The organism is Pseudomonas sp. S37 (assembly GCF_016658545.1).
Taxonomy (GTDB): domain Bacteria; phylum Pseudomonadota; class Gammaproteobacteria; order Pseudomonadales; family Pseudomonadaceae; genus Aquipseudomonas.
The window spans coordinates 1-26,578 of the sequence record NZ_JACVZC010000010.1 but is presented as its reverse complement, the minus strand read 5'-3'; the positions used below and the strand labels follow the sequence as shown (position 1 = coordinate 26,578).

The window sequence follows — 26,578 nt, the reverse complement described above, 5'->3', positions numbered from 1 at the left end:
ACGAGTTGATAGCTGTGATGAACCAAAGACCGAGCGAGGTGTTGGCGTGAACATTAATGCAACCCTGATTGGCCAATCCGTTGCCTTCCTGATTTTTGTACTCTTCTGCATGAAGTACGTATGGCCTCCGGTCATTACTGCCCTGCAAGAGCGTCAAAAGAAGATTGCCGACGGCTTGGACGCTGCCAACCGCGCAGCTCGCGACCTGGAGCTGGCCCAAGAGAAAGCGGGTCAGCAACTGCGTGAAGCTAAAGCACAGGCAGCCGAAATCATTGAGCAAAGCAAGAAGCGCGCTGCTCAGCTTGTCGAGGAAGCCCGTGAACAGGCCCGCGTCGAAGCTGACCGTGTGAAGGCTCAGGCTCTGGCCGAGATCGAACAGGAACTGAACAGCGCTAAAGACGCCCTGCGTGCCCAAGTGGGTGCCCTGGCTGTTGGCGGTGCTGAAAAGATCCTTGGCGCCACAATCGATCAAAACGCGCATGCGGAGCTGGTTAACAAACTGGCCGCTGAAATTTAAGCGAGGGCGATCATGGCAGAACTGACCACGTTGGCCCGACCTTACGCTAAGGCTGCCTTTGAGCATGCCCAGGCCCATCAGCAACTGGCCAATTGGTCAGCCATGCTCGGCCTGGCTGCTGCGGTGTCGCAAGACGACACCATGCAGCGCCTGCTCAAGGCCCCGCGACTGACGAGCGCAGAAAAGGCCGCCACGTTCATTGACGTGTGCGGTGACAAGTTCAATGCACAGGCACAGAATTTCATTCATGTTGCCGCGGAAAATGACCGTCTCCTGCTTCTGCCGGAGATTGCCAACCTGTTCGACCTGTACAAGGCCGAGCAAGAAAAATCCGTGGACGTGGAAGTCACCAGTGCCTTCGCGTTGAACCAAGAACAGCAAGACAAACTCGCCAAGGTTCTCAGTGCACGGCTAGGCCAGGAAGTTCGCCTGCACGCGTCGGAGGATGCCAGCCTGATTGGCGGCGTCGTCATCCGCGCTGGTGACCTGGTAATCGATGGCTCTGTTCGCGGCAAAATCGCGAAACTGGCCGAAGCATTGAAATCTTGAGTTTGAAGGGGCAGCAGAGCAATGCAGCAACTCAATCCTTCCGAAATTAGTGAAATCATCAAGGGCCGCATCGACAACCTCGATGTGAGCTCCCAAGCCCGTAACGAAGGTACCGTTGTTTCGGTATCCGACGGTATCGTGCGGATCCACGGTCTGGCCGACGTCATGTACGGCGAAATGATCGAGTTCCCTGGCGGCGTCTACGGCATGGCCCTGAACCTGGAGCAGGACTCCGTAGGTGCAGTGATCCTGGGGGCCTATGACACCCTCGCCGAAGGCATGAGCGCCAAGTGCACCGGCCGCATCCTGGAAGTTCCGGTTGGTAAGGAACTGCTGGGCCGCGTCGTTGACGCACTGGGCAACCCGATCGACGGCAAAGGTCCGCTGGGCAACACCGAGACCGACGCGGTCGAGAAAGTAGCCCCAGGCGTGATCTGGCGTAAGTCGGTAGACCAGCCTGTACAGACTGGCTACAAGTCCGTCGACGCCATGATCCCTGTCGGCCGTGGCCAGCGCGAGCTGATCATCGGTGACCGTCAGATCGGCAAGACCGCCATGGCCATCGACGCCATCATCAACCAGAAAGACTCCGGTATTTTCTGTGTTTATGTTGCTGTCGGCCAGAAGCGTTCCACCGTTGCCAACATCGTTCGCAAGCTGGAAGAAAACGGCGCCCTGGCCAACACCATCGTGGTTGTTGCCAGTGCTTCGGAATCCGCCGCACTGCAGTTCCTGGCGCCATACGCCGGCTGCACCATGGGCGAGTTCTTCCGTGACCGCGGCGAAGACGCCCTGATCGTTTACGATGACCTGTCCAAGCAGGCCGTTGCCTACCGTCAGATCTCCCTGCTGCTGCGCCGTCCACCAGGACGTGAAGCGTACCCAGGCGACGTGTTCTATCTCCACTCCCGTCTGCTGGAGCGTGCATCGCGCGTTTCGGAAGAGTACGTCGAGAAGTTCACCAACGGCGCAGTCACTGGCAAGACCGGTTCCCTGACCGCCCTGCCGATCATCGAAACCCAGGCTGGCGACGTTTCCGCGTTCGTTCCGACCAACGTGATTTCCATCACCGACGGTCAGATCTTCCTGGAATCGGCCATGTTCAACTCGGGCATCCGCCCTGCAGTGAACGCCGGTGTTTCGGTATCCCGCGTAGGTGGTGCCGCTCAGACCAAGATCATCAAGAAGCTGTCCGGTGGTATTCGTACCGCGCTGGCTCAGTACCGTGAACTGGCTGCATTCGCCCAGTTCGCTTCCGATCTGGACGAAGCGACCCGCAAGCAGCTGGAGCATGGTCAGCGCGTAACCGAGCTGATGAAGCAGAAGCAGTACGCGCCAATGTCCATCGCGGACATGGCCCTGTCGCTGTACGCCGCTGAGCGTGGTTTCCTGACTGACGTGGAAGTCTCCAAGGTCGGCAGCTTCGAGCAAGCGCTGATTGCCTACTTCAACCGTGATCACGCCGAATTGCTGGCGAAGATCAACGTGAAGGGTGACTTCAACGACGAAATCGACGCTGGCCTGAAAGCCGGTATCGAGAAGTTCAAGGCCACCCAGACCTGGTAAGCCGCAGCGGGGGCCCTGGCCCCCGCTTGCTAACCTGATAGGTGATACATGGCAGGCGCAAAAGAGATTCGCAGTAAGATTGCGAGCATCAAAAGCACGCAAAAAATTACCAGCGCCATGGAGAAAGTGGCGGTCAGCAAAATGCGCAAGGCACAAATGCGCATGGCTGCTAGCCGTCCTTACGCGGAGCGTATCCGCCAGGTGATCGGTCATCTGGCCAACGCCAACCCGGAATACCGCCACCCGTTCATGATCGACCGCCCTGTAAAGCGCGCCGGTTATATCGTGGTGAGCAGTGACCGTGGTCTGTGCGGTGGCTTGAACACCAACCTGTTCAAGGCCCTGGTCAAGGACATGAACGCAAACCGCGAACAGGGCGTGGAAATCGACCTGTGCGTGATCGGCAGCAAGGGTGCGACTTTCTTCCGCATCTTTGGCGGCAACGTCGTAGCCGCGATCAGCCACTTGGGCGAAGAGCCATCGATCAACGATCTGATCGGCTCCGTCAAAGTGATGCTGGACGCCTACCTGGACGGCCGTATCGATCGCCTTTCGGTGGTTTCGAACAAGTTCATCAACACCATGACCCAACAACCGACGGTCGAGCAATTGGTACCGTTGGTGGCAACCCCGGATCAGGAACTCAAGCACCACTGGGACTACCTGTACGAACCCGACGCAAAAGAGCTGCTGGACGGCTTGATGGTGCGTTACGTGGAGTCGCAGGTGTACCAGGCGGTGGTCGAGAACAACGCTGCTGAACAAGCGGCCCGGATGATCGCCATGAAGAACGCCACAGACAACGCCGGTGATTTGATCAAAGAGCTGCAATTGATCTACAACAAGGCGCGTCAGGCTGCGATCACCCAGGAGATCTCGGAAATCGTCGGCGGCGCTGCCGCGGTTTAACGGTTCAAAAATTCAGAGGATCCAGCTATGAGTAGCGGACGTATCGTTCAAATCATCGGCGCCGTCATCGACGTGGAATTCCCACGTGACGTCGTGCCGAGTGTTTACAACGCGCTGAAAGTACAAGGCGCGGAAACCACCCTGGAAGTTCAGCAGCAGCTGGGCGACGGCGTGGTTCGTACCATTGCGATGGGCTCGACCGAAGGCCTGAAGCGCGGTCTGGATGTCGTCGACACTGGCGCTGCCATTTCCGTTCCAGTTGGTAAGGCCACTCTGGGCCGTATCATGGACGTATTGGGCAACCCAATCGACGAAGCCGGCCCGATCGGCGAAGAAGAGCGTCGCGGTATCCACCAGCCAGCGCCTTCGTTCGCTGACCAGGCAGGCGGCAACGACCTGCTGGAAACCGGCATCAAGGTTATCGACCTGGTTTGCCCGTTCGCCAAGGGTGGTAAAGTTGGTCTGTTCGGTGGTGCCGGTGTCGGCAAGACCGTAAACATGATGGAACTGATCCGTAACATCGCCATGGAACACAGCGGTTACTCCGTGTTCGCTGGTGTGGGTGAGCGTACTCGTGAGGGTAACGACTTCTACCACGAGATGAAGGACTCCAACGTTCTCGACAAGGTAGCGCTGGTCTACGGTCAGATGAACGAGCCACCAGGAAACCGTCTGCGCGTAGCGCTGACCGGCCTGACCATGGCTGAGAAGTTCCGTGACGAAGGTAACGACGTTCTGCTGTTCGTCGACAACATCTATCGTTACACCCTGGCCGGTACTGAAGTATCCGCTCTGCTGGGCCGTATGCCTTCGGCAGTAGGTTACCAGCCGACCCTGGCTGAAGAGATGGGCGTTCTGCAAGAGCGCATCACCTCCACCAAGGAAGGTTCGATCACCTCCGTCCAGGCCGTATACGTACCTGCGGACGACCTGACCGACCCGTCGCCAGCGACCACCTTCGCCCACTTGGACGCCACCGTCGTTCTGTCCCGTGACATCGCCTCCCTGGGTATCTACCCGGCGGTCGACCCACTGGACTCGACTTCGCGCCAGCTGGACCCGAACGTGATCGGCAACGAGCACTACGAGACCGCTCGTGGCGTTCAGTATGTTCTGCAGCGCTACAAAGAGCTGAAAGACATCATCGCGATCCTGGGTATGGACGAACTGTCCGAAAGCGACAAGCAACTGGTAGCCCGCGCTCGTAAGATCCAGCGCTTCCTGTCGCAGCCGTTCTTCGTGGCCGAAGTCTTCACCGGCTCGCCAGGCAAGTACGTTTCCCTGAAGGACACCATCGCTGGCTTCAGCGGCATCCTCAAAGGTGACTACGACCACCTGCCAGAACAAGCGTTCTACATGGTCGGCAGCATCGACGAAGCGATCGAGAAAGCCAAGAAACTGTAATCCCGGCGCCCCGCAAGGGGCGCTAATCAGGTTGAGGCAAGCAGATGGCTATGACAGTCCATTGCGACATCGTCAGTGCGGAAGGGGAAATCTTCTCCGGCCTGGTCGAGATGGTAGTAGCGCACGGCAACCTGGGCGATCTGGGTATCGCTCCAGGCCACGCGCCGCTGATCACCAATCTCAAGCCAGGTCCGATTACGCTGACCAAGCAGGGTGGCACTCAAGAGGTGTTCTACATCTCCGGTGGCTTCCTCGAAGTGCAGCCGAACATGGTGAAGGTCCTTGCCGACACCGTGCAACGTGCTGCCGACCTGGACGAAGCTCAGGCTCAGGAAGCCCTCAAGGCTGCCGAGAACGCGCTGAACACTAAAGGCTCGGACTTCGACTACGGCGCAGCTGCCGCACGTCTGGCCGAGGCTGCAGCTCAGCTGCGTACTGTCCAGCAATTGCGCAGAGGCAAGTAATCCGGCTTAGGCCAGGTACTTCCGTTGCGATTGAGTTAAAGGGTAGCCTCGGCTACCCTTTTTCTTTTTCTGCATTTCTATTTTGGTCACGTAGCTGACCGCCCAGGATTGGTAGCCAGTAATGTCACTCGATATCGTAATTCTTGCCGCCGGCCAAGGTACCCGCATGCGCTCGGCGCTGCCCAAAGTACTGCACCCGGTCGCCGGCAACTCCATGCTCGGCCATGTTATCCACAGCGCGCGCCAGCTCCAGCCGCAAGGTATCCATGTGGTTATCGGCCATGGCGCCGAGCTGGTCCGCGAGCGCCTGGCCGCTGACGACCTGAACTTCGTCATGCAGGACAAGCAACTGGGGACTGGCCATGCGGTTGCCCAGGCACTGCCGGCGCTGACCGCCGACACCGTGCTGGTGCTTTACGGCGACGTGCCACTGATCGAAGTGGAAACCCTGCAGCGCTTGCTGGCCAACGTCAACGACAAGCAGCTGGGCCTGCTCACCGTTACCCTCGACGACCCGACCGGCTATGGCCGCATCGTCCGCGACGCACAGGGCAAGGTCACTGCCATCGTTGAGCACAAGGACGCCAATGACGCGCAGAAAGCCATCAAGGAAGGCAACACCGGTATTCTGGCGCTGCCGGCTGCACGCTTGGCTGACTGGATGGGCCGCCTGTCGAACAACAACGCCCAGGGCGAGTATTACCTGACCGATGTCATCGCCATGGCAGTGTCTGATGGCCTGGTGGTGGCTACCGAGCAGCCACACGACCCGATGGAAGTGCAGGGCGCCAACGACCGTCGCCAGTTGTCCGAGCTGGAGCGTCACTACCAGCTGCGTGAAGGCCGTCGCCTGATGGCCCAGGGTGTGACCTTGCGTGACCCGGCGCGCTTCGATGTTCGCGGCGAGGTCACCGTTGGCCGTGATGTGCTGATCGACATCAACGTGATTCTCGAAGGCAAGGTGGTCATCGAGGACGATGTACAGATTGGCCCCAACTGCGTGATCAAGAACACCACCCTGCGCAAGGGCGCGGTGGTCAAGGCCAACAGCCATCTGGAAGGTGCCGTGATGGGCGAGGGCAGCGATGCCGGCCCGTTCGCCCGCCTGCGTCCGGGCAGCGTGCTGGAGGCCAAGGCCCATGTGGGTAACTTCGTGGAACTGAAGAACGCCCACCTGGGTGAAGGCGCCAAGGCCGGCCACCTGACCTACCTGGGCGATGCGGAGATTGGGGCGCGCACCAACATCGGTGCCGGCACCATCACCTGCAACTACGATGGCGCCAACAAGTTCAAGACCGTGATGGGCGAGGACGTGTTCATCGGCTCGAACAACTCGCTGGTGGCGCCTGTGGAAATCCAGGCCGGTGCGACCACGGCTGCCGGTTCGACCATTACCCAGACCGTCGAGGCGGGTGACCTGGCCGTGGCGCGTGCGCGCCAGCGCAACATCCCCGGCTGGAAGCGGCCGGAGAAGATCAAGAAGAGCTGAGTTATTCACAGCTGTTTCAATCGAAAGCCGACTTATGTGAATAAGTCGGCTTTTTTATTGGTTGACCACCTACCCCCAGGGATTAACTGCCTTGCTCAATTTCCAGACTCCGACGCTATCCCCTGTGGGAGCGGGTTCACCCGCGAACACCGGCGAAGCCGGTGCCATCACCGTGCCGCATTCTTCGCGGGTAAACCCGCTCCCACAAAGGACAAGGTTGTCGCGAATATTTATCCACAGCTTGACGAATCGCCCATCTTAGGTTTTGATTGCAACCATTATCTTTCGAATCGAAACTTAACTGCTCATGTCGAAACGAAATACCCCCCAACGTCGGCACAACATCCTGGCCTTGCTCAGTGAGCAGGGCGAGGTGAGCGTGGATGCCTTGGCCAAGCGTTTCGCAACCTCGGAAGTGACCATTCGCAAAGACCTGGCCGCCCTGGAAACCAACGGCCTGTTGCTGCGCCGCTACGGCGGTGCAGTGCCAGTGCCGCAGGAGTTGCTCGGTGAACCCGCCCAGCCGGTGTCTTCCTACAAGAAGGCTATCGCCCGCGCGGCCGTGGGGCGTATCCGTGAGCATGCGCGCATCATCATCGACAGTGGCAGCACCACGGCAGCGATGATCCCGGAACTGGGGCGCCAGCCTGGCCTGGTGGTGATGACCAACTCGCTGAATGTGGCCCGGGCCATCTGCGACCTTGAACACGAGCCGGTACTGCTGATGACCGGTGGTACCTGGGACCCGCATTCGGAATCGTTCCAGGGCCAGGTCGCCGAGCAGGTACTACGCTCCTACGATTTCGACCAGCTGTTCATCGGTGCCGACGGCATCGACCTCGGCCGGGGTACTACCACCTTCAACGAGCTGCTCGGGCTGAGCCGGGTCATGGCTGAAGTCGCCCGCGAAGTGATCGTGATGGTCGAGTCGGACAAGGTCGGGCGCAAGATCCCCAACCTTGAGCTGCCGTGGGGCAGCGTACACACCCTTATCACAGATGAACGCCTGCCCGCAGCGGCACGCGAACACATTCAAGCCCGCGGCATAAACCTGATCTGCGCCGCGATCAGCCAGGAGCAATAATTATGTGTGGAATCGTTGGCGCCGTCGCCGAGCGTAATATCACCGCCATCCTGATCGAAGGCCTCAAGCGTCTTGAATACCGCGGCTACGACAGCGCCGGCCTGGCCGTGCTCACCCAGAACGGTGAGCTGCAGCGCCGCCGCCGCATCGGCAAGGTCAGCGAACTGCAAGCTGCAGTTGCTGCTGACCCCCTGGCCGGCCAGCTGGGCATCGCCCACACCCGCTGGGCTACCCATGGTGCACCGACCGAAGGCAACGCCCACCCGCATTTCTCGGGCAATGAAGTGGCTGTGGTGCATAACGGCATCATCGAGAACCACGAAGAGTTGCGCGAAGAGCTGAAGGGCCTGGGTTATGTCTTCACGTCGCAGACCGACACTGAAGTCATTGTCCACCTGATCCACCACACCCTGAAGAGCATTCCGGACCTTGCCGATGCCCTGAAGGCCGCGGTAAAGCGCCTGCATGGCGCCTATGGTCTGGCACTTATCAGCGCCAAGCAGCCTGACCGCCTGGTAGCCGCACGCAGCGGCAGCCCGCTGGTGATCGGCCTGGGCCTGGGCGAGAACTTCCTGGCCTCCGACCAGTTGGCATTGCGCCAGGTCACCGACCGCTTCATGTACCTGGAAGAGGGCGACATCGCTGAAATCCGCCGTGACCAGGTCACCATCTGGGATCAGGCCGGCCACCAGGTACAGCGCGAAACCGTGCAGTACCACGAAGGTGCCGAGGCGGCAGACAAGGGTAACTACCGCCACTTCATGCTCAAGGAAATTCACGAGCAGCCAACCGTGGTTCAGCGCACCCTGGAAGGCCGCCTGGGTAAGGACCATGTCCTGGTCCAGGCTTTCGGTCCACAGGCTGCAGAGCTGTTCGCCAAAGTGCGTAACGTGCAGATCGTTGCCTGTGGCACTAGCTACCATGCCGGCATGGTCGCCCGTTACTGGCTGGAAAGCCTGGCTGGCATCCCGTGCCAAGTCGAAGTGGCCAGCGAGTTCCGTTACCGCAAGGTAGTGGTCCAGCCGGACACCCTGTTTGTTTCCATCTCGCAATCTGGCGAAACCGCGGACACCCTCGCCGCACTGCGCAACGCCAAGGAGCTGGGCTTCCTCGGCAGCCTGGCGATCTGCAACGTGGGCATCAGTTCGCTGGTGCGTGAATCGGACCTGACCCTGCTGACTTTGGCTGGCCCGGAAATTGGCGTGGCCTCGACCAAGGCCTTCACCACCCAGCTGGTTTCGCTGATGCTGCTGACCCTGGCCTTGGGCCAGGTGCGCGGCACGCTGGAAGCGGGTGTCGAAGCCGAGCTGGTTGAAGAGCTGCGTCGCCTGCCGACCCGCCTGGGCGAAGCCCTGGCCATGGACGCCACGGTCGAGAAAATCGCCGAGCTGTTCGCCGACAAGCACCACACCCTGTTCCTTGGCCGTGGTGCGCAGTACCCGGTAGCGATGGAAGGTGCACTCAAGCTGAAGGAAATCTCCTATATCCACGCCGAAGCCTACCCGGCGGGCGAGCTGAAGCACGGCCCGTTGGCACTGGTGGACAACGACATGCCGGTGGTTACCGTTGCGCCGAACAACGAACTGCTGGAAAAGCTGAAGTCCAACCTGCAGGAAGTCCGTGCGCGCGGTGGCGAGCTGGTGGTGTTCGCCGACGAGCAGGCTGGCATGAGCAATGGCGAAGGCACCCACGTGATCAAGGTGCCGCACATTGCCGATGCACTGGCGCCGATTTTGTACACCATTCCGCTGCAGCTGCTGTCGTACTACGTGGCCGTGCTCAAGGGCACTGACGTGGACCAGCCGCGTAACCTGGCAAAGTCGGTGACAGTCGAATAAGCGATTCGCACCTATCAAGAGCGGCTGCCGGCAGTGATGCCAGCAGCCGCTTTTTTGTTTCAGCGCATTATTGATCGCACCCGCGCATCAATTGATGAGAATTCAACGATTATCCCCAGCGCGACTTTGCCCGATCATTCCAGCAACAAGCACTTACAAATTTCAAGAAACGCTGGAGATCCACCAATGAGTCTGCCGTCACATTCGCTGCCTGCGGTTAAGTCCAGGGCCGGGATGGTCTTTCGGGTAACATCCGGAAACTTCCTCGAACAGTTCGATTTCTTCCTGTTCGGCTTCTATGCCACCCATATCGCCGCCGCATTCTTCCCGGCATCCAACGAGTTCGCCTCGCTGATGATGACCTTCGCAGCCTTTGGCGCAGGCTTCCTCATGCGTCCGCTGGGGGCGGTGATCCTGGGTGCCTACATCGATGATGTCGGCCGCCGTAAAGGGCTGATCGTGACCTTGGCGATCATGGCCAGCGGGACACTGCTGATCGTGCTGGTGCCCGGCTACGCCAGCATTGGGCTATGGGCGCCGGCACTGGTGCTGCTAGGGCGTTTGCTGCAGGGCTTTTCCGCCGGTGCCGAACTTGGCGGTGTGTCGGTTTACCTGGCAGAAATGGCAACCCCTGGGCATAAAGGCTTCTATGCCAGTTGGCAGTCCGCCAGTCAGCAGGTGGCGATTGTCGTCGCCGCAGCGCTCGGGTTTGCCCTCAACCAGTGGCTGAGTGCCGCCGAGATCGCCCAGTGGGGCTGGCGCGTACCGTTCGCCCTGGGCTGCCTGATCATCCCGATGATCTTCCTGTTGCGCCGCAATCTTCAGGAAACCGAAGAATTCACCGCCCGCAAGCATCGACCGAGCATGAAGCAGGTGTTGGCCACCCTGTTCGACAACGCCAGCGTGGTGTTGCTCGGCATGCTGATGGTGGCGATGACCACCACTGCCTTCTACATGATCACCGTGTATGCCCCGACCTTCGGCAAGACCGTGCTGCAACTGAGTACCAGCGATGCGCTGATCGTGACCTTGCTGGTGGGGGTGTCGAATTTCGTCTGGCTGCCCATCGGTGGCATGCTCAGCGACCGCTTCGGGCGCAAGCCGCTGCTCGCCGCGATGTCGCTGCTGACCGTGCTCACGGCGTATCCTGCACTGTCGTTTCTGGCGCAGACACCAAGCTTTGGGCACATGCTCGAAGTGCTGCTGTGGTTCTCGTTCCTTTATGGCCTGTACAACGGTGCGATGATCCCGGCGCTGACCGAAATCATGCCCGTGGAAGTGCGGGTAGCCGGCTTCTCGCTGGCGTACAGCTTGGCAACTGCCATCTTCGGCGGCTTTACCCCTGCCATCTCGACCTGGATGATCCACGCAACCGGTGACAAGGCTGCCCCTGCGTACTGGCTCATGTTTGCCGCGTTCTGTGCGTTCGTCGCTACCTGGGTGCTGTACCGTCGATTGGCCTGCCGTGCAGCGGTGGCCGCATGAAGCGTTCGATCGGTGCTTTGCTGTGTGCTGCCTTGCTGGCCGGCGCTGGCCTTGCCCAGGCGGCCGAACTTACGGTGATGACCTCGGGTGGCTTCACGGCCGCCTACAAGCAGCTTGGGCCGCAGTATGCAGCCCGCAGCGGTGATACGTTGGTCACGGTCCTGGGCCCGTCCATGGGCAAGGCCGCCGAGGCCATTCCCAATCGCTTGGCACGGGGTGAGCACGCTGATGTGGTCATCATGGTTGGCTACGCGCTGGATGAGCTGATTCGCCAGGGCAAGGTCGATCCGGCATCGCGGGTAGAACTGGCCGATTCGCGCATTGGCCTGGTGGTCCGGGAAGGGCAGGCCAAACCGGCAATCGGCACCGCCGCCGAGTTGAAGCAGACGTTGCTCGCAGCCACATCGGTGGCCTACTCGGACAGCGCAAGCGGTGTGTACATCGAGAACCAGCTGTACAAAAAGTTGGGTATCCACGACCAGCTGGCGGGCAAGAGCACCATGGTTGAGCGGGTACCGGTGGCGGCGCAGGTCGCTAAGGGCAACTACCAGCTGGGCTTCCAGCAGGTTGCCGAACTGCTGCCGGTGCCGGGCGTCACTTACGTTGGCAAGATTCCAGAAAGCTTGCAGTCGGTCACCCGCTTCGCTGCCGGCATACCGAAAAACGCCCGGCACCCTGCCGAGGCCAGGCAGTTGCTGAACTACCTGGCTTCCCCCGACGTGCAACCCGCCGTGCGGGCTACCGGTCTGGACTCAGTCGCCCGGTAGTACCCCGGGCAGCTCACGAATCAGCCTTATCATTTCAAGTGCTGCGGGCGTCAGTGTGCGGCCGCGGCGCTTGAGCAAGCCCATTTTGCGGGTGACCTCCGGCTCGACCAGTGCAACGCTGGCGAGTATGGGGTGCGGCGTCATCGGCAAGGCAATCGACGGAACCGCGGCGATACCCAGGCCGGCTTCGATAAGCCCCAGCAGGGTCGTCACGTGCCTGGCCTCGCACACGCTGTTCTTGCTGACGGGCATCCCGGCCAGCGCCCGGTCCAGCACCAGGCGGTTACCTGATGATTTGCCCAATGTGATGTAGTCATGCGCGTAGGCTTGTGCCCAGGTCACCTGCGTTTGCCCGGCCAGCGGGTGGTCCTGCCGGCAGGCGATGACATAGCGCTCTTCGAGCAAGACACTGAATTCGATTTCCGGGGCGAGGTTGCCGGTGAAGCTCAGGCCGAAGTCGGCTTCGCCTGAGGCCACGGCGGCGCTGACTTCATTGGCAGAGGCGTCGTGCAGGTTGATGCGCACCTTCGGGTACTGCGAGTGAAAGGCGCGGATCGCGTGGGGCATGAAATAATAAGCAGCTGAAGGTACGCAGGCGATAGTCAGGGAACCGGTGCGCAGCGCACCCCCGTCGCCGACGCTGAGCAAGGCCAGGTCCAGGTCGTCGAGCAGGCGTTCGACCTGGGGCAGGAAGGCGCGCCCAAGGTTGGTGAGCGACACCTTGCGCGTGGTGCGTTCAAGCAGCTTCACGCCAAGCGCTGATTCCAGCTTTTCAATGCGCCGGCTCAAGGCCGACTGGGTGATGCGGATGGTATCCGCAGCGCGGCGGAAGCTGCCTTGTTCGACCACGGCGCGGAAGGCCTGCAAGTCGTTCAGGTCGAAATTGATGCTCACCCAAGGCTCCGCTGGTTTGATCGAAAGCGTGCATCAATGGTATTTCGAAAAAACCGGCGGAGCTAGCAGCATCAGATCTGCATGGCCATGCCATCCACATTCATTGCTGCCTGGCGCAAGGCTTCGGAGCGGGTAGGGTGGGGGTGGCAGGTGAGAGCGATATCTTCTGCCGAGGCCGAGAACTCCATGGCCACGCAGAACTCACCGATCATCTCGCTGACGCTTGGGCCCACCAGATGCACGCCGAGCACTTCATCGGTTTCGGCATCGGCGATGACCTTGGCGAAGCCTTCGGTCTCATGGTTGATCTTGGCACGGCTGTTGGCGGTGAAAGGGAACTTGCCAACCTTGTAGGCACGGCCTTCGGCCTTGAGCTGCTCTTCGGTCTTGCCTACCGTGGCCAGTTCCGGGCGGGTATAGATCACGCCAGGGATGAGGTTGTAGTTGACCTCGTGCGGCTTGCCGGCGATGCGCTCGATGCAGGCCACCGCTTCGTCTTCGGCCTTGTGCGCCAGCATCGGCCCGGAAGTGACGTCCCCAATTACCCAAACCCCTGGCACGGAAGTGCGGTGGTGCTCGTTAACGAGCATGCCGCGCTTGTCGGTTTCCAGGCCCACGCTTTCAAGGTTGAGCCCTTTGGTATAAGGGCGGCGGCCGATTGCTACCAGCACGTAATCGGCTTGCAGTGATTCAGCCGTGTCGCCGGCGGCAGGCTCCAGCGTCAGGTTCACGCCGTCGGCACTGGCGGTGGCCTGCGTCACTTTGCTACCCAGCTTGAATACCATGCCTTGCTTGGCCAGAGCTTTCTGCAAGGTCTTGGCGGTTTCCGTGTCGGTGCCCGGGCAAATGCGGTCGAGGTATTCGATGACCGTAACCTGGCTACCCAGGCGACGCCATACCGAACCCAGCTCGAGGCCGATCACGCCGGCACCGATGACGACCAGGTGCTTGGGCACTTGCGGCAGCGACAGCGCGCCGGTCGAATCGATGATGCGCTGATTATCGATGGTAACGCCCGGCAGCGGGGTGGGCTCGGAGCCGGTGGCAATGACGATGTCCTTGCCCTGCAGCGTGGTTTCGCTACCGTCCTCGGCCTTGACCACGACCTTGCCGACGCCGTCCAGGCGGCCCCAGCCCTTGATCCAGTCGACCTTGTTCTTGCGGAACAGGTACTCGATGCCCTTGGTCAGGCCGGTCACGCTCTCGTCCTTCTGTTTCATCATCTGGGCGAGGTTGAGGGTAGGTTTCACTTCGATGCCGAGGTGGGCGAACTCTTCACCGCTGGCTGCTTCGTACAGTTCGGAAGCATGCAACAGTGCCTTGGACGGCATGCAGCCCACGTTGAGACAGGTGCCGCCCAAGGTCGAGCGGCCCTCCACGCAAGCGACGCTCAGGCCCAACTGGCCAGCGCGGATGGCTGCGTTGTAGCCGCCAGGGCCACCGCCGATGATCACCACGTCATAGGATTTCATGGGTTCAACTCCAGGATGTAGAAGCGCGAGAGGGGCACAAGGTTAAGCTGAGATGCGGAAATTGTATACAATCGACTGTGTGGATAAGATCAGTTGGTTCTAGACCATGGTCTTGTTTAGAGGAAACATCCCACGAATGAACTACTCTGATCCGGCGACGTTCGAAATATCAGGCGTCGTGGCCATATACGGATAGGAGGGTCGTTCATGCTTGCGCAACTTCCACCGGCACTGCAGAGCTTGCATCTGCCGCTGCGGCTGAAACTTTGGGACGGTAACCACTTCGATCTCGGGCCTAGCCCACAGGTCACCATACTGGTGAAAGAGCCCCAGTTGATCAGCCAGTTGACCCACCCGAGCATGGATCAGCTGGGTACTGCATTCGTTGAAGGCAAGCTGGAGCTGGAAGGCGACATCGGTGAGGCCATTCGCGTTTGCGATGAGCTGAGTGAAGCCTTACTGGCGGGCGAAGTAGAAACGCCGCCGCAGCGGTTGTCCCATGACAAGAGCACCGATGCCCAGGCCATCTCTTATCACTACGATGTGTCCAATGAGTTCTATCAGCTGTGGCTGGATCAGGACATGGCCTACTCCTGCGCATACTTCCGCGAGCCCGACAACACGCTTGATCAGGCGCAGCAGGACAAGTTCGATCACCTGTGCCGCAAGCTGCGGTTGGACGCGGGCGAGTACCTGCTCGATGTGGGTTGTGGCTGGGGTGGTTTGGCGCGTTTTGCTGCGCGTGAGTATGGCGCCAAGGTGTTCGGTATCACCCTGAGCAAAGAGCAGCTCAAGCTCGGCCGCGCACGCGTCAAGGCGGAGGGCCTGGGCGACAAGGTCGATCTGCAGATTCTGGATTACCGCGACCTGCCTCAAGACGGCCGCTTCGACAAGGTGGTCAGCGTGGGTATGTTCGAGCATGTCGGGCATGCCAATCTGGCGCTCTATTGCCAGAAGCTTTTTGGTGCGGTGAGGGCAGGGGGCGTGGTGATGAACCACGGCATCACCGCCAAGCATATCGACGGTCGACCCGTTGGGCGCGGCGCGGGCGAATTCATCGATCGTTACGTGTTCCCCCATGGCGAGTTGCCGCACCTGTCGATGATCAGTGCCAGTATCTGTGAAGCGGGCTTGGAAGTGGTAGACGTGGAAAGCCTGCGCCTGCACTACGCCAAGACACTGCACCACTGGAGCGAGAACCTGGAAAACCAGCTGCACAAGGCGGCGGCGCTGGTGCCCGAGAAGACCCTGCGAATCTGGCGCTTGTACCTCGCTGGGTGTGCCTATGCCTTCCAGAAGGGCTGGATCAACCTGCACCAGATTCTGGCGGTTAAGCCGTATGCCGATGGGCACCATGATCTGCCCTGGACGCGGGAAGATCTCTACCGCTGAAACCCGCAGGTTAACCCATACCCTGTGGGATCAACTGTCTTGTTCAAAATCTGAAAGCTGGCGCAATCTCTGTGGGAGCGGCTTCAGCCGCGAACACCGGCACAGCCGGTGCCATGTACCGAGTTGGATTCTTTGCGGGTGAACCCGCTCCCACAGGTACTGTGCAGGCCTTAGGCAGATGCGCTCCTACATGGGCCTGAGTGAAAGTGGGTTGTTACAGAATCGGGGAAATAAGCCGCGCAATGCGCATCCCCAACTGCTGCAGCCGGTGGGTATCGCGGCTGTCCTCAGCCGTAATTTCCCGTGCCTGTTCAAAGTCATCATTCAGCATCTGCTCGACTTGGTCGGCGAAGCCACGGTCGACGGTCAGCAGGGTGATCTCGAAGTTCAGGCGGAACGAACGGTTGTCCAGGTTGGCACTGCCAATCGCGCTGACATCGTCATCCACCAGCACCACCTTCTGGTGCAGGAAGCCCGGCTGGTAACGGAACATGCGCACGCCTGCACGTACCGCTTCGAAGGCGAACAAGCTGGAGGCAGCATAGACAATGCGGTGGTCAGGCCGTGACGGAATCAGCACCCGCACATCCACCCCACGCAATACCGCCAGGCGCAGGGCGGCGAACACTGCCTCGTCCGGGATGAAGTACGGGCTGGTGATCCATACCCTGCGGGTGGCCGAGTGGATGGCTTCAAGGAAGAAAAGCGAGCAGGTTTCCTGCGGGTCGGCCGGGCCACTGGCCAAGGCTTGGCACAACACGCCGTTGTCCGGATAGGTATCGGGCAGGATCAGCGGTGGCAGCTGGCGCGTAGCCCAGTACCAGTCTTCGGCGAACGACTCCTGCAGGCAAGCCAGCACCGGCCCGTTGATCTGTACATGGGTGTCGCGCCAGGGTGACAGCTGCGGGTGTTCACCCAGGTATTCATCCCCCACGTTGTGGCCGCCTATGAAGCCGAGCAGGCCATCCACCACCACAATCTTGCGATGGTTGCGGAAATTCACCTGGAAGCGGTTGAACCAGCCCCGACGGGTAGCGAAGGCATGGATCTGCACGCCGCCATCGCGCAACTGTTGGCTGTAGCTGGCAGGCAAGGCGTGGCTGCCGACGCGGTCGTACAGCACGAACACCTGCACCCCTTCGGCGGCTTTGCGCAATAACAATTGCTGCAGTGCCTTGCCCAGGTTGTCGTCATGGATGATGAAGAATTGCACCAGCACCACATCGCGGGCTTTTTCGATAGCAGCGAAGATGGCATCGAAGGTGGCCTTGCCATTGATCAGCAGCTTCACCTGGTTGTTCGCCAGGCATGGCATACGCCCCAGTTTGGGCATGGCGCGCAAGGCTGCGTAGCTTTCCGACTCGCGGGCGGTGAGCGCTTCTTCTACCCAGGGACGCCAGTTGAGGTTGGCCATGGCCACGTGCATTTCCTGGTTGGCCTGGCGCCGTGCCTTGATGTAGGCATAGAACGAGCGGGCGCCAAAGATCAGGTAGGGGATCAAGGTAAGGTAGGGGATGAAGAACAAGGGCATGGCCCAGGCAATGGCACCTTGGGCAGTCCGCACGGTGAACAGCGCGTGCAGTGCGGCGACGATACCCAGCAGATGTACCAGACCGAGTAGGTAACCAAAGAAGTAGGGGCTGTGGTAATCCATATGCATCCTGCTTGCCATATACACTTGAGCTAACAGAACACTTCCCGGTCCGCCTTGCAACCAGTAGGTGGATTTGGCGTCTAAGGCTCAGCCCGGCCCCCTTGGCCGGTTTTTCCAGGAGCGTTCACCCATGAAGATTCGTCTGCCACTGTTGGCGCTGGCCCTGGCTTTGAGCAGCCCGCTGGTGCATGCCCAGATGCTCCAGCCCGGTTTGTGGGAGCTGACCACCAGCAACATGCAGGTCGATGGCAAGCCGCTGCCCGACATGGCGTTCATGCTCAGCCAGCTGAAGAACCTGCCGCCGGAACAGCGCGCAATGATGGAAGGGGCGTTGGCCAAACAAGGGGTGACGGTTGGCGGCAACGGCGTGCGCTCGTGCCTGACACCCGAGCAGGTTGCAACCAATGACATCCCGCTGCAGGACCCGAAGTCAGGTTGTACTCAGAAAATTACCGACCGGACCGGGAACGTATGGAAGTTCCAGTTCAGCTGCCCGAAGGCGCAGGGTAGTGGTCAGGCGACCTTTCTTAGCGATCGGGAGTTCACCACCCAGGTCAGTGGTACGTTCAATGCCTCGGGTGTACAGCAGCAAGGCAGCATGAACACCCGGGCAGTGTGGGTGGGTAGCGACTGCGGCACGGTCAAACCGCGCAGTTGAAATCCCATTGCCACTGGCTGGTGGCAACAGCGTCGTGGGCATGCAGGCTTTCTGCATGTTCCACACGCAGCTTGAAAGCTGTACTCCATTCTATTTGTCGCAGCGTCTTGTGCAGGCGTCGAGCGGCATCTTCACAGAACATCAGGTTCTGCCCATTGGCCAAGGCAAAGGCCTGTTCGTCTGCGCGTTTCACTGCAGTCTGCACCGCCGTTCCGAGGCTGGCCTCAATGCAGTCGATCAGTTCGGTAATGGGCAATACGTGCTGGTTGTTGCGTAACCGTACCTGGATTTGCGCGTTACTGCGTTGGCTATGCGGGGTGGCGACAATGCCTTCGGCCGTGCCAAGCCAATCCAGGACTGCAGTTTTTTCGACCTGCTGTTCGGTGAAATGCGCCTGAAATTGCTGTTGAATCAACTGCCGAGCAAGTGCCGCCGAGCATGGGCAGGTCGACGAGTAAGGTACGGAAACGGATAGTTCCACGTGGAACATTTCATTTTCGATTCTTGCATCGACTCTTACGGCATAGCTTTTCCACCCCGCCAAGGGGCTGATCAAGGCAGGCCTTTTTAATAAATGCTCAAAGCTGAGGCTCAGATAGGCCGCAGACGAAAGCCCTTCGTGGCTGCTGAGAAAACCGGATAAAAGCTGCCGGATCGCTAGCGGTGTGAGGGGCTGGTTTTCCAGTGATTCCAAGGCTAGGTAAAGCCGCGACATGTGGATGCCGCGTGAGCTGCCATCGACCAGGCTGACTCCAGCATCGACTTTTGCAGCGGCGGTGCGCCCTTCAAATTGCACAGGCAGGGCAATGCCGCACATCCCCACCCAGTTCAACGGCAAGGTGTATTCCTGGGTTTGTGCAGCGATGTCGGGGAGCTGGAGCTGGGTCATTTGTCTTTCCACACAAAAAGGGGCCTCAGCGGCAACCACCGATCAAGCTGCAATGCAGGTTGAAGCGCTGCCCGCTGGAACTGGATACGCGGTTCAAAGTGGTCCAGCCAACGCGGCGGCTGTAACCCACCCAGGCCTCGCCATCACTGGCCAGGCCGGTAAAAAAGGTCAACGAGCCATAACGGCTGTTGGTTTGTGCCCACAGGCGCCGGCTGTTGAAGTCGTAGCCGCGCAGGTAGAACGTGCTGCCCTCGGTGCGCACGCTGTAGTAATTGCCCTTGCCATCCTGGCAAGCGAGCAGCGTTGCGCTGCGGGTACACAGCGCCAATGCACTGCCTTGTGGCATGGCGAACAGCGTGGTGGGCATGGCGAGTAGCAGCACCGCCATGGCACGAAAAAGCTTCATGATTCATCCCCAGTGAGCACGCGTCCGTCGAGAACGGCTTGGCGAAATTGTATTGTTACTTTATAACATTGTGCAATGCATCGTTTCGAATGCGTCTGCCTGAAGAGGTTCGCCATGCTCAATCGTCTCCCTGTCACCGTGCTGTCCGGCTTCCTGGGCGCCGGCAAAAGCACCTTGCTCAACCATGTGCTGCGTAATCGCGACAACCTGCGAGTTGCGGTAATCGTCAACGACATGAGTGAAATCAACATCGACGCCAGTGAGGTGCAGCGCAATGTCAGCCTTAACCGCGCTGAAGAGAAACTGGTCGAGATGAGCAACGGCTGCATCTGCTGCACGCTGCGTGAAGACCTGCTCGAAGAAGTGGCGCGGCTGGCCGAGGAGGGACGATTCGATTATCTGCTCATCGAGTCCACGGGTATCTCGGAGCCCCTGCCGGTAGCCGAGACCTTCACCTTTCGTGATGAGCAAGGCCGCAGCCTGTCCGACATGGCGCGGCTTGACACCATGGTCACCGTGGTTGATGGCCTTAACTTCCTGCGCGATTACCAGGCCGCAGACAGCCTGGCCAGCCGCGGTGAAACCTTGGGCGAGGAAGACGAACGCTCGATCAGCGACCTGCTGATCGAGCAGGTCGAATTCGCCGATGTGCTGCTGCTGAGCAAGATCGACCTTATCAGCCAGCATGAGCGTGAAGAACTCACCGCCATTTTGCGCAGCCTCAATGCACGGGCGCAGATCGTGCCCATGGTGATGGGTCAGGTGCCGCTGGCGCGCATTCTCGATACCGGCTTGTTCGACTTCGACCAGGCAGCCCAAGCGCCGGGCTGGCTGCAGGAGCTGCGCGGTGAACATGTACCGGAAACCGAAGAGTACGGCATCGCGGCCACCACCTGGTTGGCACGACGACCGCTTCATCCACAGCGCTTTTTCGACTTTATCCACAGCCACTGGAGTAATGGACGCTTGCTGCGTTCCAAAGGCTTTTTCTGGCTGGCGAGCAAATATCAGGAAGCCGGCAGCTGGTCGCAAGCAGGTGGCATGATGCGTCATGGCCTGGCTGGTCGCTGGTGGCGCTTCGTGCCGCGTGATCAGTGGCCACAGGATGTGGATAACACCAGTGCGATCTTGAAACACTGGACCGCGGAGACCGGCGACTGCCGGCAAGAGCTGGTGTTCATTGGTCAGAATATCGACTTCGAAAAACTATCCACAGCCTTGGATGCCTGCCTGTTGACGGATGAAGAAATGGACCTGGGGCACATGGGTTGGCTGCGCCTGCCCGATCCGTTCGGCCCGTGGCACGAGGAAGTGGCAGTATGAACTTGGCCCATCGCCCTGTGGATATCTTTCAGGTATTCGGCGAGAACCCACAAGTACTGACCGAAGTGCTGCAGGATGGCGTGAATCTGGCGGTATGGCGTCGGCGCTTGCCGGCACAGTTGGAAGACTTTGCCGCACTGGTGATCAGCCTTGGCCAGCCGTTGGCTGATCAGCGAGTTATCGAGGTGGATGAGCAGCGCCCGCCAATATTGCCTGATCTGCTGCGCGAAGCAGCGGACCTGCAGGGTTACGAGTCTTTTGTTGCCGATGTGACATGGCTGGTGGCGGCCTACACCTGCCTGGTGGGCGCGCGCCGGGTCGGCTTGCGGCTACGGGTACTGGGTGGCCCCATGTGCCCGCGCTTCCATGTGGATAACGTGCCATTGCGGCTGCTCACCACCTATGTTGGCCCAGGAAGCGAGTGGTTGCAGGAGCAGGCTAGCCCACAAGGGGAGTTACCCACAGCAGAATCCTCTGTGGATAACGTCCAGCATCTGCAAGCCGGCGATGTTGCCGTGCTCAAGGGTGAGAAGTGGCAGGGTAACGAAGGTGCAGGGCTGGTTCACCGTTCGCCTTCGGGCCAGCAGGGGCGGTTGTTGCTCAGCCTTGACTGGCTTGCCTGACGGCGCATAGTGAGCCATCACCCTCGTCGAAGCCCCGCCCATGCTGCAGAACATCCCCACCCATGTAATTGCCGGCCCATTGGGTGCCGGCAAAACCACCCTTATCCGCCATTTGCTGGCCCAGCGCCCGGCCAATGAACGTTGGGCGGTACTGATCAACGAATTTGGCCTGGTAGGTCTGGATGCGGCTTTGCTCAGCCGCGATGAAGACGGCATCGCCATTGGCGAGGTTGCTGGCGGCTGCCTGTGCTGCGTCAACGGTATGCCGTTCCAGGTGGGGCTAGGCCGTTTGCTGCGCAAATTCCGGCCTGACCGGTTGTTCATCGAGCCCTCCGGGTTGGGCCACCCCTTGCAGCTATTGGCGCAACTGCAACAAGCCCCGTGGGCTGGAGTGCTGACAATTCAGCCTTTACTGATGGTTTTGGATGCTCAAGCCATGGTTCGAAACCAGCCACTTCCGGACGCTCAACAGCAGGCATTCGATGCTTGCGAAAGGGTGGTTTTCAACAAGTCTGAAGCTGTGGATGAATCAACTAAGTTGTTGATAACTAATAAATTTAAAAACAAGGTTATCACCTGGACTGTGCAGGGAGAGCTAGCCTTTTCAGGCCTGCCGACGGCGGCTCGGCAGATTGTTGACAGCCCATTTCGCGATGTCAGGATTGTCGACAATCCTGCGAGCGCCCCGGCTTTGCTATGGACAGACCCCAGTCAGCCGATTTGCCTTGCCCAACAGGGTGAGGGAGGTTGGAGTATTGGGTGGCGCTGGCACCCCGGCGAGCGGTTTTATCCACAGCGGCTCCAGGCGTTTTTGCACGCATGGCCCTGGCGTCGCGCCAAGGGAGTTATCCACAGTGTGGAGGGATGGCAGTCATTTAACGGGCTTGATGGGGAAATGCCCGCTTGGCAGCCCAGCGACTGGCGCAGGGACACCCGTATCGAGCTGATTTTCGATCAGCCGCAGCCTCAACCCGCACTGCAAGCCGGGTTGAGCGAGTGCCGCGTCAGCTGATCAGTTGCGCCAGCGGTTATGTTCCTGGCGCCACTGCTGCATTTCGATAACGTTATCGGCGCGCGGCGGGGTCTTGATTTCGAACGGGTAGGGTGCCAGTTCGATTTGCACGCTGTGCGCGCCGAACTGGGTAACAGTGCCGGGGTGGCGTTGTTCGCCAGTGACGGTGAACTCGAAGGCATAAATGCGAGCCAGGCGCTTGCGGCCGTTGGCATCCCGCACGAAGGCGATGCGCTTGAGCGCCACAGCGTCGTCGAGCAACTCGAGGTCGAGTTTGGCGCAATGCTGTTTGACCCGTTCCAGGGCTTTTTCGCGCAAGCCATGGTTGTGCCACAACCAGGCGCCTGCCGTGGCTACCAGCATCAGGACGAAGAGGTTCTCCAGGGTCAACATTTGCATATGCTCCAAACAGGTAGATCCAGCTTAACTGCGTCCCTGGCCTGTCGTACAGGTGGCAATCGAGTTCATACTGCGTTGCGCACAATCCTTTGAAACCGCTTTGGAAACCTCCCGCATGAAACGTACCCCGCACCTGCTCGCCATTCAGTCCCATGTGGTGTTCGGCCACGCCGGCAACAGCGCCGCGGTGTTTCCCATGCAGCGTATCGGGGTCAATGTCTGGCCGCTCAATACCGTGCAGTTCTCCAATCACACACAGTATGGCCAGTGGGCAGGTGAAGTGCTTGCCCCAGCGCAAATTCCTGCGTTGGTGGAAGGTATTTCCAACATCGGCGAACTGGGCCACTGCGATGCGGTGCTTTCCGGCTACCTGGGCAGTGCTGAACAAGGCCGGGCAATCCTGGCCGGCGTCGAGCGGATCAAGGCGGTAAACCCAAAGGCGCTATACCTGTGCGATCCGGTCATGGGGCACCCTGAAAAAGGTTGTATCGTGCCACCGGAAGTCAGCGAGTTTTTGCTCGACGAGGCCGCCACCCAGGCGGATATCCTGTGCCCCAACCAGCTGGAGCTGGACAGTTTCTGCGGCCGCCACGCGCAGTCATTGGAGGATTGCGTGGGCATGGCACGCAGCCTGTTGCAACGTGGGCCTCAGGTGGTGCTGGTCAAGCACCTGGCCTACCCCGGGCGTGACGAGGACCAATTCGAAATGCTGCTGGTAACTGCCGAGCACAGCTGGCACCTGCGCCGCCCGCTGCTGGCGTTCCCGCGCCAGCCAGTGGGGGTGGGTGACCTGACTTCCGGGCTGTTCCTGGCCCGCGTGCTGCTCGGCGACAATTGGGTGCAGGCCTTCGAGTTCACTGCCGCAGCGGTACACGAAGTGCTGCTGGAAACCCAGGCCTGCGCCAGCTACGAGCTGCAGTTGGTACGGGCCCAGGATCGCATCGCCCACCCACGGGTGCGCTTCGAAGCGCAGTTGCTGGCGTTTTAAATGGCGTCGGTTTTCAGGTCCTGGTAGCGCTTTTCCAGTTCCTGACGGATCTGGCGGCGCTGCTGGCCCTGCAGGAAGCGGCGTTTTTCCTCGCTGCTGTGCGGCTGGCGTGGCGGCACCGGCACCGGGCGGCGGTTGTCGTCGACCGCGACCATGGTGAAGAAACAGCTGTTGGAATGGCGCACCGAGCGCTCGCGGATGTTTTCTGTCACCACCTTGATGCCGACTTCCATCGACGTGTTGCCGGTGTAGTTGACTGACGCCAGAAAGGTCACCAGCTCTCCCACATGTACCGGTTCGCGGAAGATCACCTGGTCGACAGACAACGTCACCACATAGCTGCCGGCATAGCGGCTGGCGCACGCGTAAGCCACTTCGTCGAGGTACTTGAGCAGGGTGCCGCCATGTACGTTGCCAGAAAAGTTGGCCATGTCCGGGGTCATCAGGACGGTCATGCTCAGCTGGGCGTTTCCAGGTTCCATAGTGTGCTCACGGTTAGGTTGCGCTGAATCGGGCGAATGGAGGGCGTTATCTGCTGACACTTCTGTTCCCCTCTTTGATTTTGCCTTGCTGATACGGGACGTTGGCTGAGGCGCTATCGTCACGCTGATCATGCCATCAGCGGCGCTTTTCCAGCCGATCTGTTTCTGCATATTGCACCGGCTTTTTGCGGCTGAGCGCGATGTTAACCTGAGTACGCCCATGCAACATGGGCCATCGTGCATTCAATACAGTATGTACTTGCTGCTCGCTCAGGTTTGCCCCGGCAGAGGAGCGGTCTGTCCAGGCATTCATAAAAAGACGAGAAAAGGAGTATCACGCCATGCATGCCATCAGCTTCATCCAGGACCTGGCAGTCATCATGCTGGTCGCTGGCGTGGTCACCATTCTTTTTCACCGTCTGAAACAGCCGGTGGTACTGGGCTACATTGTCGCTGGCTTCATTATCGGCCCACACACCCCGCCGTTCGGCCTGATCCACGACGAAGACACCATCAAGACCCTCGCCGAACTGGGGGTGATCTTCCTGATGTTCTGCCTGGGGCTCGAGTTCAGCCTGCGCAAGCTGTTCAAGGTGGGGGCCACGGCCTTCATCGCGGCGTTCCTCGAAATCGTGCTGATGATCTGGATCGGCTTCGAGATCGGCCGCTGGTTCGGCTGGAACACCATGGATTCGCTGTTCCTCGGTGCCATCCTGGCCATCTCCTCGACCACCATCATCGTCAAGGCGCTTAACGACCTGAAGATGAAGAACGAGCGTTTTGCCCAGCTGATCTTCGGCGTGCTCATTGTCGAGGACATCCTTGGCATCGGCATCATCGCCTTGCTCTCGGGCATCGCCGTCAGCGGCACGGTCAGTTCGGGCGAAGTGTTTTCCACTGTCGGCAAGCTGTCGCTGTTCATGATCGTCGCCCTGGTCATTGGCATTTTGCTGGTGCCGCGGTTGCTGGCCTATGTGGCCAAGTTCGAAAGCAACGAGATGCTGCTGATTACCGTGCTGGGCCTGTGCTTCGGCTTCTGCCTGCTGGTGGTGAAGCTGGAATACAGCATGGTGCTGGGGGCCTTCCTGATCGGCGCAATCATGGCCGAATCGCGCCAGTTGCTGAAGATCGAGCGCTTGATCGAGCCGGTACGCGACTTGTTCAGCGCCATCTTCTTCGTCGCCATCGGCCTGATGATCGACCCTCAGGTACTGGTCGATTACGCCTGGCCGATCGTGGTCATTACCTTGGCGGTGGTGCTGGGCAAGATGCTGTCCTGTGGCATGGGCGCGTTCATCGCCGGCAATGACGGGCGTACTTCGCTGCGGGTGGGCATGGGGCTTTCGCAGATTGGCGAGTTCTCGTTCATCATTGCCGCACTGGGCATGACCCTGCAGGTGACCAGCGACTTCCTCTACCCGGTGGCTGTCGCCGTATCGGCAATCACCACACTGCTCACACCCTACCTGATCCGCGCGGCTGACCCGTTGTCGCAGAAACTGGGCAACGTGGTGCCCGGGCGCCTGGCACGGGTGCTGTCGTTGTATGGCGAGTGGTTGCGCAACATTCAGCCACAGGGTGAGGGTGCCATGCTGGCTGCGATGATCCGGCGCATCCTGTTGCAGGTGGGGGTTAACCTGGCGTTGGTAATTGCCATCTTTTTCAGCGGTGGCTACTTTGCCGGGCGCATTGGCAACTGGCTTAGCGAATGGGTCAGTGATGCCAGCCAGCAGAAGGCGGTTATCTGGGGCGCGGCGTTGTTGCTGTCGTTGCCCTTCCTGATTGCCGCATACCGTAAGCTGAAGGCGCTGTCGATGCTGCTGGCAGAAATGGGCGTGAAGCCGGAAATGGCCGGGCGGCATACCCAGCGGGTGCGTCGGGTGATCGCCGAAGTGATCCCGCTGCTGTCGCTGTTGGTAATTTTCCTGCTGCTGTCGGCGTTGTCGGCGAGCATTCTGCCGACCAGCGAGTTACTGCTGGTGATTGCCGTGGTGGCTGCGGTGGTAGTGGCTTTGTTGTGGCGCTGGTTCATCCGCGTGCACACGCGCATGCAGATTGCCTTGCTGGAAACGCTGGAGAACAGCCGCGAGAATTCGCACTGAAGCTGAGGGGGTAACGCTCCCTGCGCAAGATTTCACCGTCGTCCGAGGGGATGGAGCGGTAGCGATGTCGCCAGGCGCAGAAAGCCTGGCGATTTTAGCCAGGTTAGTGGCACTAAGCCATAAATTTTCCTGTCGCAGACTATGCACGGCCTTTGTAGGAGCGGGGGGGGGGGGGGGGCGGGCCGCCCCGCCCGCCCCCCCAAAATTACACA

General features: G+C 60.0%; 25 protein-coding genes. 18 read left to right on the top strand and 7 right to left on the bottom strand.

Annotation, left to right across the window (positions count from 1 at the left end; all coding sequences use genetic code 11):
• Positions 1–46: 46 nt before the first annotated feature.
• The 11 genes from IAE39_RS06020 to IAE39_RS05970 all read left to right on the top strand — a co-directional run bounded on the left by IAE39_RS06020 (position 47) and on the right by IAE39_RS05970 (position 12,072).
• The gene (locus IAE39_RS06020) at positions 47–517 is read left to right on the top strand and encodes a F0F1 ATP synthase subunit B (protein WP_003253189.1); all 471 of its coding nucleotides are present in this window, start codon (positions 47–49) and stop codon (positions 515–517) included.
• Positions 518–529: 12 nt separating this feature from the next.
• Positions 530–1,066 carry a F0F1 ATP synthase subunit delta gene (locus tag IAE39_RS06015; RefSeq protein WP_201200283.1) on the top strand — a complete coding sequence of 179 codons (537 nt, stop codon included), beginning with the start codon at positions 530–532 and terminating at the stop codon, positions 1,064–1,066.
• A 21-nt stretch (positions 1,067–1,087) separates the two neighbouring features.
• Positions 1,088–2,632: a F0F1 ATP synthase subunit alpha gene (atpA, locus tag IAE39_RS06010; RefSeq protein ID WP_201200282.1), complete on the top strand. Its 1,545-nt coding sequence runs from the start codon at positions 1,088–1,090 to the stop codon at positions 2,630–2,632.
• A gap of 48 nt (positions 2,633–2,680) precedes the next feature.
• Positions 2,681–3,541, top strand: a complete 861-nt coding sequence (gene atpG / locus IAE39_RS06005) for a F0F1 ATP synthase subunit gamma (RefSeq protein WP_201200281.1) — start codon at positions 2,681–2,683, stop codon at positions 3,539–3,541.
• Between the two features lie 27 nt (positions 3,542–3,568).
• A complete protein-coding gene (gene atpD / locus IAE39_RS06000; protein WP_009684662.1) occupies positions 3,569–4,945 on the top strand; it encodes a F0F1 ATP synthase subunit beta in 1,377 nt (458 codons plus the stop codon).
• Between the two features lie 44 nt (positions 4,946–4,989).
• Positions 4,990–5,409, top strand: a complete 420-nt coding sequence (locus IAE39_RS05995; protein WP_201200279.1) for a F0F1 ATP synthase subunit epsilon — start codon at positions 4,990–4,992, stop codon at positions 5,407–5,409.
• A 121-nt stretch (positions 5,410–5,530) separates the two neighbouring features.
• Positions 5,531–6,898, top strand: coding sequence for a bifunctional UDP-N-acetylglucosamine diphosphorylase/glucosamine-1-phosphate N-acetyltransferase GlmU (glmU, locus tag IAE39_RS05990; RefSeq protein ID WP_201200278.1), 1,368 nt, complete (start codon positions 5,531–5,533; stop codon positions 6,896–6,898).
• Between the two features lie 307 nt (positions 6,899–7,205).
• On the top strand, positions 7,206–7,982 hold the full coding sequence (locus tag IAE39_RS05985) for a DeoR/GlpR family DNA-binding transcription regulator (RefSeq protein ID WP_201200277.1): 777 nt from the start codon (positions 7,206–7,208) through the stop codon (positions 7,980–7,982).
• A 2-nt stretch (positions 7,983–7,984) separates the two neighbouring features.
• A complete protein-coding gene (gene glmS / locus IAE39_RS05980) occupies positions 7,985–9,820 on the top strand; it encodes a glutamine--fructose-6-phosphate transaminase (isomerizing) (RefSeq protein ID WP_201200276.1) in 1,836 nt (611 codons plus the stop codon).
• 186 nt (positions 9,821–10,006) lie between these two features.
• Positions 10,007–11,305 (top strand): MFS transporter, encoded by a 1,299-nt coding sequence (locus tag IAE39_RS05975; RefSeq protein WP_328825530.1) that lies wholly within the window; start codon positions 10,007–10,009, stop codon positions 11,303–11,305.
• A complete protein-coding gene (locus IAE39_RS05970) occupies positions 11,302–12,072 on the top strand; it encodes a substrate-binding domain-containing protein (protein ID WP_201200275.1) in 771 nt (256 codons plus the stop codon). Before IAE39_RS05975 ends, IAE39_RS05970 begins: the two co-directional genes overlap by 4 nt.
• Here the strand turns inward: IAE39_RS05970 and IAE39_RS05965 are convergent.
• Together IAE39_RS05965 and lpdA are read right to left on the bottom strand one after the other, a co-directional pair.
• A complete protein-coding gene (locus tag IAE39_RS05965; RefSeq protein ID WP_201200273.1) occupies positions 12,058–12,966 on the bottom strand; it encodes a LysR family transcriptional regulator in 909 nt (302 codons plus the stop codon). The two genes, IAE39_RS05970 and IAE39_RS05965, sit on opposite strands and share 15 nt — an antisense overlap.
• A 71-nt stretch (positions 12,967–13,037) precedes the next feature.
• A complete protein-coding gene (lpdA, locus tag IAE39_RS05960; RefSeq protein ID WP_201200271.1) occupies positions 13,038–14,438 on the bottom strand; it encodes a dihydrolipoyl dehydrogenase in 1,401 nt (466 codons plus the stop codon).
• A gap of 207 nt (positions 14,439–14,645) precedes the next feature.
• Between lpdA and cfaB the strand changes: the two genes are divergently transcribed.
• Positions 14,646–15,830, top strand: coding sequence for a C17 cyclopropane fatty acid synthase CfaB (gene cfaB, locus IAE39_RS05955; protein WP_201200269.1), 1,185 nt, complete (start codon positions 14,646–14,648; stop codon positions 15,828–15,830).
• 214 nt (positions 15,831–16,044) lie between these two features.
• On the opposite strand, the gene cls is transcribed toward cfaB, so the two are convergent.
• The gene (cls, locus tag IAE39_RS05950) at positions 16,045–17,484 is read right to left on the bottom strand and encodes a cardiolipin synthase (protein WP_201200266.1); all 1,440 of its coding nucleotides are present in this window, start codon (positions 17,482–17,484) and stop codon (positions 16,045–16,047) included.
• 130 nt (positions 17,485–17,614) lie between these two features.
• On the opposite strand from cls, the gene IAE39_RS05945 reads away from it, so the two are divergent.
• A complete protein-coding gene (locus IAE39_RS05945; RefSeq protein ID WP_201200264.1) occupies positions 17,615–18,142 on the top strand; it encodes a DUF3617 domain-containing protein in 528 nt (175 codons plus the stop codon).
• On the opposite strand, the gene folE2 is transcribed toward IAE39_RS05945, so the two are convergent.
• Together folE2 and IAE39_RS05935 are read right to left on the bottom strand one after the other, a co-directional pair.
• On the bottom strand, positions 18,126–19,031 hold the full coding sequence (gene folE2 / locus IAE39_RS05940) for a GTP cyclohydrolase FolE2 (protein ID WP_201200262.1): 906 nt from the start codon (positions 19,029–19,031) through the stop codon (positions 18,126–18,128). The two genes, IAE39_RS05945 and folE2, sit on opposite strands and share 17 nt — an antisense overlap.
• A 25-nt stretch (positions 19,032–19,056) precedes the next feature.
• Positions 19,057–19,437 (bottom strand): glutamine synthetase, encoded by a 381-nt coding sequence (locus tag IAE39_RS05935; protein WP_201200260.1) that lies wholly within the window; start codon positions 19,435–19,437, stop codon positions 19,057–19,059.
• 114 nt (positions 19,438–19,551) lie between these two features.
• Here IAE39_RS05935 and zigA point away from each other — a divergent pair, with 114 nt between their 5' ends.
• From zigA to IAE39_RS05920, 3 genes are read left to right on the top strand one after another with little or no spacing between them, the layout of a single operon-like run.
• A complete protein-coding gene (gene zigA, locus IAE39_RS05930) occupies positions 19,552–20,760 on the top strand; it encodes a zinc metallochaperone GTPase ZigA (protein WP_201200258.1) in 1,209 nt (402 codons plus the stop codon).
• On the top strand, positions 20,757–21,383 hold the full coding sequence (locus IAE39_RS05925; RefSeq protein ID WP_201200256.1) for a DUF1826 domain-containing protein: 627 nt from the start codon (positions 20,757–20,759) through the stop codon (positions 21,381–21,383). The genes zigA and IAE39_RS05925 overlap by 4 nt, the downstream gene beginning before the upstream one ends.
• Positions 21,384–21,423: 40 nt before the next feature.
• Positions 21,424–22,395 carry a CobW family GTP-binding protein gene (locus tag IAE39_RS05920; RefSeq protein ID WP_201200247.1) on the top strand — a complete coding sequence of 324 codons (972 nt, stop codon included), beginning with the start codon at positions 21,424–21,426 and terminating at the stop codon, positions 22,393–22,395.
• Here IAE39_RS05920 and IAE39_RS05915 read toward each other — a convergent pair whose 3' ends face one another.
• Complete coding sequence (locus IAE39_RS05915; RefSeq protein ID WP_012274886.1) at positions 22,396–22,788, bottom strand: DUF3301 domain-containing protein; 393 nt, start codon at positions 22,786–22,788, stop codon at positions 22,396–22,398. It abuts the gene before it with no gap.
• Positions 22,789–22,909: 121 nt separating this feature from the next.
• Here IAE39_RS05915 and pdxY point away from each other — a divergent pair, with 121 nt between their 5' ends.
• Positions 22,910–23,782, top strand: a complete 873-nt coding sequence (gene pdxY / locus IAE39_RS05910) for a pyridoxal kinase PdxY (RefSeq protein ID WP_201200245.1) — start codon at positions 22,910–22,912, stop codon at positions 23,780–23,782.
• Here pdxY and IAE39_RS05905 read toward each other — a convergent pair.
• Positions 23,779–24,264: an acyl-CoA thioesterase gene (locus tag IAE39_RS05905; protein WP_003253263.1), complete on the bottom strand. Its 486-nt coding sequence runs from the start codon at positions 24,262–24,264 to the stop codon at positions 23,779–23,781. The genes pdxY and IAE39_RS05905 overlap by 4 nt on opposite strands.
• 341 nt (positions 24,265–24,605) lie before the next feature.
• Between IAE39_RS05905 and IAE39_RS05900 the strand changes: the two genes are divergently transcribed.
• Positions 24,606–26,366 (top strand): cation:proton antiporter, encoded by a 1,761-nt coding sequence (locus IAE39_RS05900; RefSeq protein WP_201200243.1) that lies wholly within the window; start codon positions 24,606–24,608, stop codon positions 26,364–26,366.
• Positions 26,367–26,578: the final 212 nt, after the last annotated feature.

Excerpts from the sequence above, each read along its gene's own strand:
- IAE39_RS06015 (WP_201200283.1), top strand. The coding sequence starts at position 530 with ATGGCAGAACTGACCACGTTGGCCCGACCTTACGCTAAGGCTGCCTTT.
- atpA (WP_201200282.1), top strand. The coding sequence starts at position 1,088 with ATGCAGCAACTCAATCCTTCCGAAATTAGTGAAATCATCAAGGGCCGC.
- atpG (WP_201200281.1), top strand. The coding sequence starts at position 2,681 with ATGGCAGGCGCAAAAGAGATTCGCAGTAAGATTGCGAGCATCAAAAGC.
- atpD (WP_009684662.1), top strand. The coding sequence starts at position 3,569 with ATGAGTAGCGGACGTATCGTTCAAATCATCGGCGCCGTCATCGACGTG.
- IAE39_RS05995 (WP_201200279.1), top strand. The coding sequence starts at position 4,990 with ATGGCTATGACAGTCCATTGCGACATCGTCAGTGCGGAAGGGGAAATC.
- glmU (WP_201200278.1), top strand. The coding sequence starts at position 5,531 with ATGTCACTCGATATCGTAATTCTTGCCGCCGGCCAAGGTACCCGCATG.
- IAE39_RS05985 (WP_201200277.1), top strand. The coding sequence starts at position 7,206 with ATGTCGAAACGAAATACCCCCCAACGTCGGCACAACATCCTGGCCTTG.
- glmS (WP_201200276.1), top strand. The coding sequence starts at position 7,985 with ATGTGTGGAATCGTTGGCGCCGTCGCCGAGCGTAATATCACCGCCATC.
- IAE39_RS05975 (WP_328825530.1), top strand. The coding sequence starts at position 10,007 with ATGAGTCTGCCGTCACATTCGCTGCCTGCGGTTAAGTCCAGGGCCGGG.
- IAE39_RS05970 (WP_201200275.1), top strand. The coding sequence starts at position 11,302 with ATGAAGCGTTCGATCGGTGCTTTGCTGTGTGCTGCCTTGCTGGCCGGC.
- lpdA (WP_201200271.1), bottom strand. The coding sequence starts at position 14,438 with ATGAAATCCTATGACGTGGTGATCATCGGCGGTGGCCCTGGCGGCTAC.
- cfaB (WP_201200269.1), top strand. The coding sequence starts at position 14,646 with ATGCTTGCGCAACTTCCACCGGCACTGCAGAGCTTGCATCTGCCGCTG.
- cls (WP_201200266.1), bottom strand. The coding sequence starts at position 17,484 with ATGGATTACCACAGCCCCTACTTCTTTGGTTACCTACTCGGTCTGGTA.
- IAE39_RS05945 (WP_201200264.1), top strand. The coding sequence starts at position 17,615 with ATGAAGATTCGTCTGCCACTGTTGGCGCTGGCCCTGGCTTTGAGCAGC.
- folE2 (WP_201200262.1), bottom strand. The coding sequence starts at position 19,031 with ATGACCCAGCTCCAGCTCCCCGACATCGCTGCACAAACCCAGGAATAC.
- IAE39_RS05935 (WP_201200260.1), bottom strand. The coding sequence starts at position 19,437 with ATGAAGCTTTTTCGTGCCATGGCGGTGCTGCTACTCGCCATGCCCACC.
- zigA (WP_201200258.1), top strand. The coding sequence starts at position 19,552 with ATGCTCAATCGTCTCCCTGTCACCGTGCTGTCCGGCTTCCTGGGCGCC.
- IAE39_RS05925 (WP_201200256.1), top strand. The coding sequence starts at position 20,757 with ATGAACTTGGCCCATCGCCCTGTGGATATCTTTCAGGTATTCGGCGAG.
- IAE39_RS05920 (WP_201200247.1), top strand. The coding sequence starts at position 21,424 with ATGCTGCAGAACATCCCCACCCATGTAATTGCCGGCCCATTGGGTGCC.
- IAE39_RS05915 (WP_012274886.1), bottom strand. The coding sequence starts at position 22,788 with ATGTTGACCCTGGAGAACCTCTTCGTCCTGATGCTGGTAGCCACGGCA.
- pdxY (WP_201200245.1), top strand. The coding sequence starts at position 22,910 with ATGAAACGTACCCCGCACCTGCTCGCCATTCAGTCCCATGTGGTGTTC.
- IAE39_RS05905 (WP_003253263.1), bottom strand. The coding sequence starts at position 24,264 with ATGGAACCTGGAAACGCCCAGCTGAGCATGACCGTCCTGATGACCCCG.
- IAE39_RS05900 (WP_201200243.1), top strand. The coding sequence starts at position 24,606 with ATGCATGCCATCAGCTTCATCCAGGACCTGGCAGTCATCATGCTGGTC.